We start from the raw sequence: 7,955 nt of genomic DNA, 5'->3' as shown, positions 1-7,955 counted from the left end.
GGCGTAGCCGGCGGCGTCGATGGTGCCGGCGGCCAGGTCGGCATCCAGCTCGCGCAGCTGGTCGCGCAGCACCGCCAGGTTGGCGACGGCGCGCGCCGCCGGACCACGGCGGGCGCGCTCGCCGCGCAGCAGCGTCGGCAGAATGAACAGCAAGGCGCAGGCGCTCAACAGCGCGGCGCCGGCATAGAAGGCGGTCATACAGGCTCCTTGATGGCGAGATCGGCGTCCAGCAGCGTGGCCGCGCGCGCCAGCTCCTCGGCTGGCAAGTCAGGTTCGGCGGCGACACGGCGCCGCAGTTGCAGCGCCAGCAGGCCAAGGCCGGCGGCCAGCAACAGCAGCGGGCCGTACCACAGCAGCCAGGTCGCCGGCTTCATCGGCGGCTTGTACATGACGAAGTCGCCATAGCGCTCGACCATGTAGTCGATCACCTGCTGCTCGCTGCGGCCCTGGCCCAGCTGCTCGCGCACCTGGTTGCGCAGGTCGATCGCCAGGTCGGCGTGCGACTCGGCGATGGTCTGGTTCTGGCACACCAGGCAGCGCAGCTGCTCGGACAGTGTCAGCACGCGCTGTTCCAGCACTGGATCGGCCGCCACCGGCAGGGCTTCGCCCGCCAGCGTGGTGCTGGCCGCCAGCACGCAGCCGAACAGCAGGCCGCTCAAGAATTTACGCACGATTCAGCTCCTTTATCAGCGGCATGAGTTTCTGCTCGATGATCTCCGGCGTCAGCACGCCGATGAACTTGAAGCGGATCATGCCCTTCTTGTCGATCAGAAAGGTTTCCGGCACGCCGTAGACGCCGTAGTCGATGCCGACCCGGCCGTCCTCGTCGAAGCCCGACACCTGGTAGGGATTGCCGAAGCGCTGCAGCCACATATTGCCGTCGCTGCGCTGGTCCTTGTAGTTCAGGCCGATGATCGGCAGCACGTTCTGGCGCGAAAACGCCAGCAGCGCCGCATGCTCGTCGCGGCACGCCTCGCACCACGACGCCCACACATTGAGCAGCCACACCTTGCCGGCCATGTCAGGCGGCGCGATGGTGGCGGCCGGATCAGCCAGCTGTGTCAGCTTGAACTGCGGCGCCGCCTTGTTGATGAACGGCGAAGGAATCTCGCGCGGATTCAGGTTCAGGCCGATGCCGAGGAACACCAGCAAGGCCACGAATACGCCCAGCGGTAAAAGAAAACGTTTCATGAAAATCTCCTGGGGTTCAAGCGCCAGCCGGCGTGCCGGCGCTGGCCGCCGCAATGGCGACGTCCGCCGCCGACAGGCGGCGTCTGGTGGCCATGCGGTAGCGTTTGTCGCCAGTGGCCAGCAGGCCGCCCGCCGCCATGATCAGGCAACCGGCCCAGATCCAGCCGACAAACGGCTTGTGCTGCACGCGCACCACCCACACGCCCGGTGCGGTTTCCTCGCCCAACGACACGTACAGGTCGCGCGTGAAGCCGCGGTCGATGGCCGCTTCCGTCATCGGCATGCCCTGCGCGCTGTAGACGCGTTTCTGCGCGCGCAGCGTGGTCACCGGCTTGCCGTCCTGGGTGACGTCGAAGGCGCCTTCGGTGCCGGTGTAGTTCGGGCCGCGCACCGGTTCCAGTGCGGCGAAGCGGAACACATAGCCGCCGGCATGGGTGGTGTCGCCGATATGCATGCTAACGTCGTTGGCAGTCTCCATGCCTTTGACCAGCGTAACGCCGACCACGAACACGCCGATGCCGGCATGGGCGGCCAGCATGCCCCAGTAACTCAGCGGCTGGCGGCGCAGTCGCTGCCACGCGCCGACGTCCGGCGCCATCTTGCGCAGGCGCTCGACCAGGTGCGAACCGGTGGCGACGCAGATCCAGAAGCCGCAGCTCATGCCCAGCAACACCATCGGCGACGGCGACAGCCACACCTGCATCGCCACCGCGAACACCAGCGTGCCCAGCGCGATGAAACGCAGGCGATGTAGCACTTCCTTCAGCGGTGCTTCTTTCCAGCGCAGGAACGGTCCGACCGCCAGCAGCACCAGCATCGGCAGCATCAGCGGCACGAACACCGCCTCGAAGTACGGCGGACCGACCGAAATCTTGCCGAGGCCGAGCGCGTCGAGGAACAGCGGATATAGCGTCCCCAGCAGCACCGTGCCGGCCGCCGCCAGCAGCAGCACGTTATTCACCAGCAGCAGCGATTCGCGCGACAGCAAGCCGAACTTGCCGCCGCTGCCCACCTTCGGCGCGCGCCACGCATACAGCGCCAGCGAGCCGCCGATCACCACCGCCAGGAAGATCAGGATGAACAGACCACGGCGCGGATCGGTGGCGAACGCGTGCACCGACGTCAGCACGCCGGAGCGGACCAGGAAGGTGCCCAGCAGCGACAGCGAGAAGGCGATGATCGCCAGCAGCACGGTCCAGTTCTTGAAACTGCCGCGCTTTTCGGTGACGGCCAGCGAGTGCACCAGCGCCGAACCAACCAACCACGGCATGAAGGAAGCATTTTCCACCGCATCCCAGAACCACCAGCCGCCCCAGCCCAGCTCGTAGTACGCCCAGTAGCTGCCCATGAAGATGCCCAGCGTCAGGAACATCCACGCCACCAGCGTCCACGGCCGCGACCAGCGCGCCCACGCCGCATCCAGCTGGCCGCCCATCAGCGCGGCGATGGCGAAGGCGAACGCCACCGAGAAGCCGACATAGCCCATGTACAGCATCGGCGGATGGACGATCATGCCGAAGTCCTGCAACAGCGGATTCAGGTCGCGGCCGTCGACGGCGGCGGGAATCATGCGGTCGAAGGGGTTCGAGGTGAACAGCATGAAGCACAGGAAGCCGACGCTGACCAGGCCCAGCACGCCGAGCACGCGCGCCACCATCACATCCGGCAGCTGGCGGCTCAGGCAGGCCACGGCAAAGGTCCACAGGGCCAGCATCTCGGCCCACAGCAGCAGCGAGCCTTCATGCCCACCCCAGGTGGCGGCGATGCGGAAGTGCAGCGGCAGCATGGAGTTGGAATTGCCGGCCACGTAGGCCAGCGAGAAATCGTTGTTGACGAATGCCGAGGTCAGCGCGGCAAACGCCAGCGTCAGCAACAGCAGCTGGCCGGCGGCGGCCGGACGCGCCAGCGCCATCCAGCGCGCATCGGCGCGGTAGGAGCCGATGATGGGCATCACGCCCTGCACCAGCGCCAGGCACAACGCCAGCATCAATGAAAAATTACCCAGTTCGGCGATCATTATTTATCCTTCCCTTGCTTCGCCGCCTCGGCCTGCTTGAGTGCGTAGGCGGCTTCCGGCGGCATGTAGTTTTCGTCGTGCTTGGCCAGCACTTCGTCGGCGACGAACAGCATGCCCTCGCCCAGTTTTCCCTGCGCGACCACGCCTTTGCCTTCGCGGAACAGATCGGGCAGGATGCCGCGATACTGCACGCGGATCTGCCGCACGCGGTCGCTGACGGTGAAGGCCACCGTCACGCCGTCGGCCTGGCGCTGCACGCTGCCCTGCTCGACCATGCCGCCCATGCGGAAGCTGCGGTTGCGCGGCGCGTCGCCGGCCAGGATCTGCGTCGGCGTGTAGAAGAACACCAGGTTCTGCTTGAAGGCCGACATCAGCAGCGCCACCGCCACGCCCAGCACCGCCACGCCGCCGACGATCAGCGCCAATCGTTTATGCCGTGGCTTCATCTTGGACTCCATGCGAGCTGCGTTGGACGGCGGCCGGCCGTCTTGCCGGCGCCGCTGTCGCCATCGTCAACGCGCGGGCGGCGGCGTGGCGCTGCCACAGGCGCAGCACTTCGACGCCCAGGCACAGGGCCACCACCGCCATCGATCCCCAGACATACAGGGCGTAGCCGCCCATCGCCCAAAATTCGCCAACACTATTCCAGATCATGTCAATACTCCTACTGCCTCACGGCTCCAGTCGCTGTGCGCGTCGCGCTCCAGCATGATGCAGCGCACGCGCACCAGCGCGGCGGCGATGCTGTATGCCCAGAACGCCAGCGCCATTACCAGCATGCCCAGCAACATGGTCATGGCCATGCTGGGCGCGCCTTTCAAATTGATCGACGATCCCTGGTGCAGCGTGTTCCACCACTGCACCGAGAAATAAATAATCGGCACGTTGACCACGCCCACCAGGGCCAGCAAGGCGCCGGCGCGGTCGGCGCGGCGCGGGTCGTCGATTGCCGCTTGCAGCGCCATGAAGCCGAGGTAGAGGAACAGCAGGATCAGTTCCGAGGTCAGGCGCGCGTCCCACACCCACCACGCGCCCCAGGTCGGCCGGCCCCACAGCGCGCCGGTCCACAGCGCCAGGAAGGTGAACATGGCGCCGGTGGGCGCCAGCGCGCTGGCCATCATCGACGACAGCCGGGTGTTGAAGGCCAGGCCCATTGCGGCCCAGAACGCCATCGCCAGGTAGATCACCATCGACATCCAGGCGGCCGGCACGTGCACGAAAATGATCCGGTAGGCGTCGCCCTGCTGGAAATCGGTGGGGGCGACGAAGAAGCCGATATACAGGCCGATCACGGTCAGTACGGCGGCGGCGCTGGCGAAGTACGGGATCAGCCGTCCGGCCAGCGGATAAAAATGGGCTGGCGATGCATATTTGTACCAGCGGATCGGGGTCTTGCTTTTTTCCATGATGCTCACTCCTTCACTTATTCCATGGCCACGCGCAGGGCCGAGGCGGTGGCCCACGGCGCCAGTGCCACGGCGCCGGCCAGCATCGAACCCAGCAGCAGGAAATGCGCGCTGGTGCCCATGCCGCTGACGTCGGCGCCTACCGCGCCGGCGCCGAAGATCAATACCGGGATGTACAGCGGCAGCACCAGCAGCGCCACCAGCACGCCGCCGCCGCGCACGCCTAATGTCAGCGCCGCGCCGATCGCTCCCAGCAGGCTCAGCACCGGCGTGCCGATCAACAACGTCAAGAACAACACCCACACCGAGCTGGCCGGCAGGCCGAACTGCACGCCCAGCAGCGGCGCCAGCAGCACCAGCGGCAGGCCGGACACCAGCCAGTGCGCCAGCACCTTGCCGCAGCCGATCAGCAGCAGCGGTTCGGCCGACAGCAGCATCTGCTCCAGCGTGCCGTCGGCAAAATCCGGCGCAAACAGGCGGCCCAGCGCCAGCATCGACGCCAGCAGCGCCGACACCCACAGCACGCCGGGCGCCATGGTGCGCAGCAGTTCAGGTTCGGGCCCCACGCCGAGCGGGAACAAGGTGACCACGACGATGAAGAAGAACAGCGTGGTCAGCACATCGGAACGGCGCCGCAGCGCCAGCTTGAGATCGCGCCGGATGACGCACCAGACCACGTTCAGCATGCGGCCCCCATGCTCAGGTCCAGCGTGCGCATGCGCGGTGCGCGCAGGGCAACCGGCTGGTGGGTGGTGTAGACCAGCGCGCCGCCCTGCGCCAGGTGGCGCTCCAGTGTGACGGTCAGCGCGGCGATGGTGGCGGTATCCAGCGCGGCAAACGGTTCGTCGAGTATCCACAGCCGCGCCTCCTGTTGCAAATGCAGCCGCGCCAGCGCCACGCGCTTGCGCTGTCCCTGCGACAAGGCCAGCGTGGGCAGATGGGCTTGCGGCCCGAGTCCCAGCGCCGACAGGGCCGCGCAGGCCTGCGCGCGGCTGACCGGGCGGCCGGCCAGGGTGCTGGCGACCACCACGTTTTCCCAGGCCAGCAGGTCGTCCTTGACGCCGTTGGCATGGCCCAGGTACAGCAGCGCGGCGCCATATTCTTCGCGCGCACTGCGGATATCGCGGCCCTGCCAGCGCACTTCGCCGGCGCTCGGGAAGGACAATCCGCACAACAGGCGCAAGAGGCTACTCTTGCCGCTGCCATTGGCGCCGGAAACCCGTAGCGCATCACCTGCCTCCAACGTGAAATCGAGGCCGTGAAACAGACTACGTCCGCCGCGCATGCAGGCGAGCTGGCATGCTTGTAGACTCATTCTTTTCTCCATTAACCGCATCAGCGTGTTGCTTACGGTCAAGGATGATACGAAGTTGCTCAGATAATTTTCATGATGCAGATCAAAATATTCCGCCTTTACCTAACTTTAATGCGTGCTGCGTAACGGATCAGGCCTTCCGCTTCGCCGCGCTGGCGCATGACGCGGTCGCAGGCGTCGATGCAGGCGCCGCAGCCGATGCAGTCGCTGCGCATGCCGTTGCGGATATCGCCGCCGCTGGGGCAGACCTGGATGCACAAGGTGCAGTCGAGACAGGCGCCCTGCGCCAGCACGGCATCGCCGCGCTTGGCGTTACGCAGGCCGCGCGGTTCGCCGCGCTGGTGGTCATAGGAGACTACCAGCGTGCGGCTGCCGATCAAGGCGTTCTGCAATGGTCCCAGCGGACAGACATGGCTGCATATCCGATGCCGCAGCAGGCCGCCATTGATATAGGTCAGGGAAGCGTAGGCCAGCAGCGCGGCCGATGGCGCCGGTGCGCCGTGCCACAGCAGCGCCGGCAAGGTCCGCGCCGGCATGAACCAGGCGACCATGGTGAAGCCATTCGCGAAGGACAGCAGCAGCCAGGCGCCGTGCTTGGCGATCTTCCTGCCATGGCGCCGCAACGATGGCGGCGCGGCGTCCAGCCGCATGCGCGCGCTGCGCTCGCCTTCGATGCGGCGTTCGATCCACAGCAGCATGTCGGCGTACACGGTGTGCGCGCACAGGTAGCCGCAGAACAGCCGTCCTACCCGCGCCGATGCCCACATCAGCAGCACGAACAGCGCCAGCACCGGCAACAATAACCGGCGGCCATCCCAGTTCAGCCACGGCAGCACGAAGAACAGCGACTGGCTGATCCAGCCCCATGCCAGCCGCCGGCGGGTGTAGCGGCCACGGGTGGCGCGCACGTACACCCGCTGCATGTCAGGTCTTGCGCAGCACGCGGCTCAGGTCGTGTACCGCATCCACCAGCACCGCCACCGCTTCCGGCGGCGTGAACTGCGAAATGCCGTGGCCCAGGTTGAACACATGGCCGTCGTAACCGTTGCCGCCGGCGCCGTAGGAATACAGCGCGCGCTCGGCCTCGGCACGGATCTGCGCCGGCGAGGCGAACAACGCCGCCGGATCGAGATTGCCCTGCAATGCCACACGGCCGCCGGTGCGCAGGCGCGCCTGGCCCAGGTCGACCGTCCAGTCCAGCCCGACCGCATCGGCGCCGCTGTCGGCCAGCTGCTCCAGCCACATGCCGCCGCCCTTGGTGAAGACGATGCACGGCACCACTTCGCCGTCATGGCTGCGGTGCAGGCGGCGGATCACGCTGCGCATGTAGTGCAGCGAGAAGCGGTGGTAGTGGCCGTCGGCCAGCGCGCCGCCCCACGAGTCGAACAGCATCACCGCCTGCGCGCCCGCCTCGATCTGGGCGTTCAGGTAGGCCGCCACGGCGGCCGCGTTGATTTCCAGGATGTGATGCATCAGCTCGGGACGGCTGTACATCATGCGCTTGACTTCCAGATGGTCGCGCGAGCCGCCGCCTTCCACCATGTAGCAGGCCAGCGTCCACGGGCTGCCGGCGAAGCCGATCAGCGGCACCTTGCCGTCCAGCTCGGTGCGGATCTGGGTGACGGCGTCGAACACATACTGCAGCTTGTCCATCGCCGGCACGCGCAGCTCCAGCACGGCGCGCTCGTCGCGCAGCGGATGGGCGAACTTCGGCCCTTCGCCTTCGATGAATTGCAGGCCCAGGCCCATCGCATCCGGCACCGTCAGGATGTCGGAGAACAGGATGGCGGCGTCCAGCCCGAAGCGCGTGACCGGTTGCAGCGTCACCTCGGTGGCCAGGTCGGGATTGGTGGCCAGGCCCATGAAGGAGCCGGCCTGCTTGCGCACGGCGCGGTATTCCGGCAGGTAGCGGCCGGCCTGGCGCATCAGCCACAGCGGCGTGTAGTCGGTCGGCTGGCGCATCAGCGCGCGCAGGAAGGTGTCGTTCTGCAAAGGGGCGAAGCGGGACATAGATTCTCTCAGCAAA

The 7,955-nt window shown here is 66.9% G+C and carries 11 protein-coding genes; all 11 read right to left on the bottom strand.

Annotated features, from left to right (window positions below; genetic code table 11):
• Positions 1-198: c-type cytochrome biogenesis protein CcmI (gene ccmI / locus GJ698_RS21760; RefSeq protein WP_154359954.1), on the bottom strand; the 198-nt coding region annotated here is incomplete at its 3' end.
• On the bottom strand, positions 195-671 hold the full coding sequence (locus GJ698_RS21755) for a cytochrome c-type biogenesis protein (protein ID WP_166455280.1): 477 nt from the start codon (positions 669-671) through the stop codon (positions 195-197). The genes ccmI and GJ698_RS21755, both read right to left, overlap by 4 nt.
• On the bottom strand, positions 664-1,191 hold the full coding sequence (locus GJ698_RS21750) for a DsbE family thiol:disulfide interchange protein (protein ID WP_154359953.1): 528 nt from the start codon (positions 1,189-1,191) through the stop codon (positions 664-666). The genes GJ698_RS21755 and GJ698_RS21750 overlap by 8 nt, the downstream gene beginning before the upstream one ends.
• A 16-nt stretch (positions 1,192-1,207) precedes the next feature.
• On the bottom strand, positions 1,208-3,208 hold the full coding sequence (locus GJ698_RS21745; RefSeq protein ID WP_154359952.1) for a heme lyase CcmF/NrfE family subunit: 2,001 nt from the start codon (positions 3,206-3,208) through the stop codon (positions 1,208-1,210).
• Positions 3,208-3,654 carry a cytochrome c maturation protein CcmE gene (gene ccmE / locus GJ698_RS21740; RefSeq protein WP_154359951.1) on the bottom strand — a complete coding sequence of 149 codons (447 nt, stop codon included), beginning with the start codon at positions 3,652-3,654 and terminating at the stop codon, positions 3,208-3,210. The genes GJ698_RS21745 and ccmE overlap by 1 nt, the downstream gene beginning before the upstream one ends.
• A complete protein-coding gene (ccmD, locus tag GJ698_RS21735) occupies positions 3,638-3,862 on the bottom strand; it encodes a heme exporter protein CcmD (protein WP_154359950.1) in 225 nt (74 codons plus the stop codon). Before ccmD ends, ccmE begins: the two co-directional genes overlap by 17 nt.
• Positions 3,859-4,614, bottom strand: coding sequence for a heme ABC transporter permease CcmC (gene ccmC, locus GJ698_RS21730; RefSeq protein WP_154359949.1), 756 nt, complete (start codon positions 4,612-4,614; stop codon positions 3,859-3,861). The genes ccmD and ccmC overlap by 4 nt, the downstream gene beginning before the upstream one ends.
• Positions 4,615-4,631: 17 nt before the next feature.
• The gene (gene ccmB / locus GJ698_RS21725; RefSeq protein ID WP_154359948.1) at positions 4,632-5,300 is read right to left on the bottom strand and encodes a heme exporter protein CcmB; all 669 of its coding nucleotides are present in this window, start codon (positions 5,298-5,300) and stop codon (positions 4,632-4,634) included.
• Positions 5,294-5,929 carry a cytochrome c biogenesis heme-transporting ATPase CcmA gene (ccmA, locus tag GJ698_RS21720; RefSeq protein WP_208023862.1) on the bottom strand — a complete coding sequence of 212 codons (636 nt, stop codon included), beginning with the start codon at positions 5,927-5,929 and terminating at the stop codon, positions 5,294-5,296. Before ccmA ends, ccmB begins: the two co-directional genes overlap by 7 nt.
• A gap of 98 nt (positions 5,930-6,027) precedes the next feature.
• On the bottom strand, positions 6,028-6,852 hold the full coding sequence (locus GJ698_RS21715) for a 4Fe-4S dicluster domain-containing protein (protein ID WP_154359946.1): 825 nt from the start codon (positions 6,850-6,852) through the stop codon (positions 6,028-6,030).
• A 1-nt stretch (position 6,853) separates the two neighbouring features.
• The gene (hemE, locus tag GJ698_RS21710; RefSeq protein ID WP_154359945.1) at positions 6,854-7,939 is read right to left on the bottom strand and encodes a uroporphyrinogen decarboxylase; all 1,086 of its coding nucleotides are present in this window, start codon (positions 7,937-7,939) and stop codon (positions 6,854-6,856) included.
• Positions 7,940-7,955: the final 16 nt, after the last annotated feature.

The organism is Duganella aquatilis (assembly GCF_009674565.1).
Lineage (GTDB): Bacteria > Pseudomonadota > Gammaproteobacteria > Burkholderiales > Burkholderiaceae_D > Rugamonas > Rugamonas aquatilis.
Note: the sequence above shows the minus strand (reverse complement) of the source record. Positions and strands in the feature narration are given on the sequence as shown.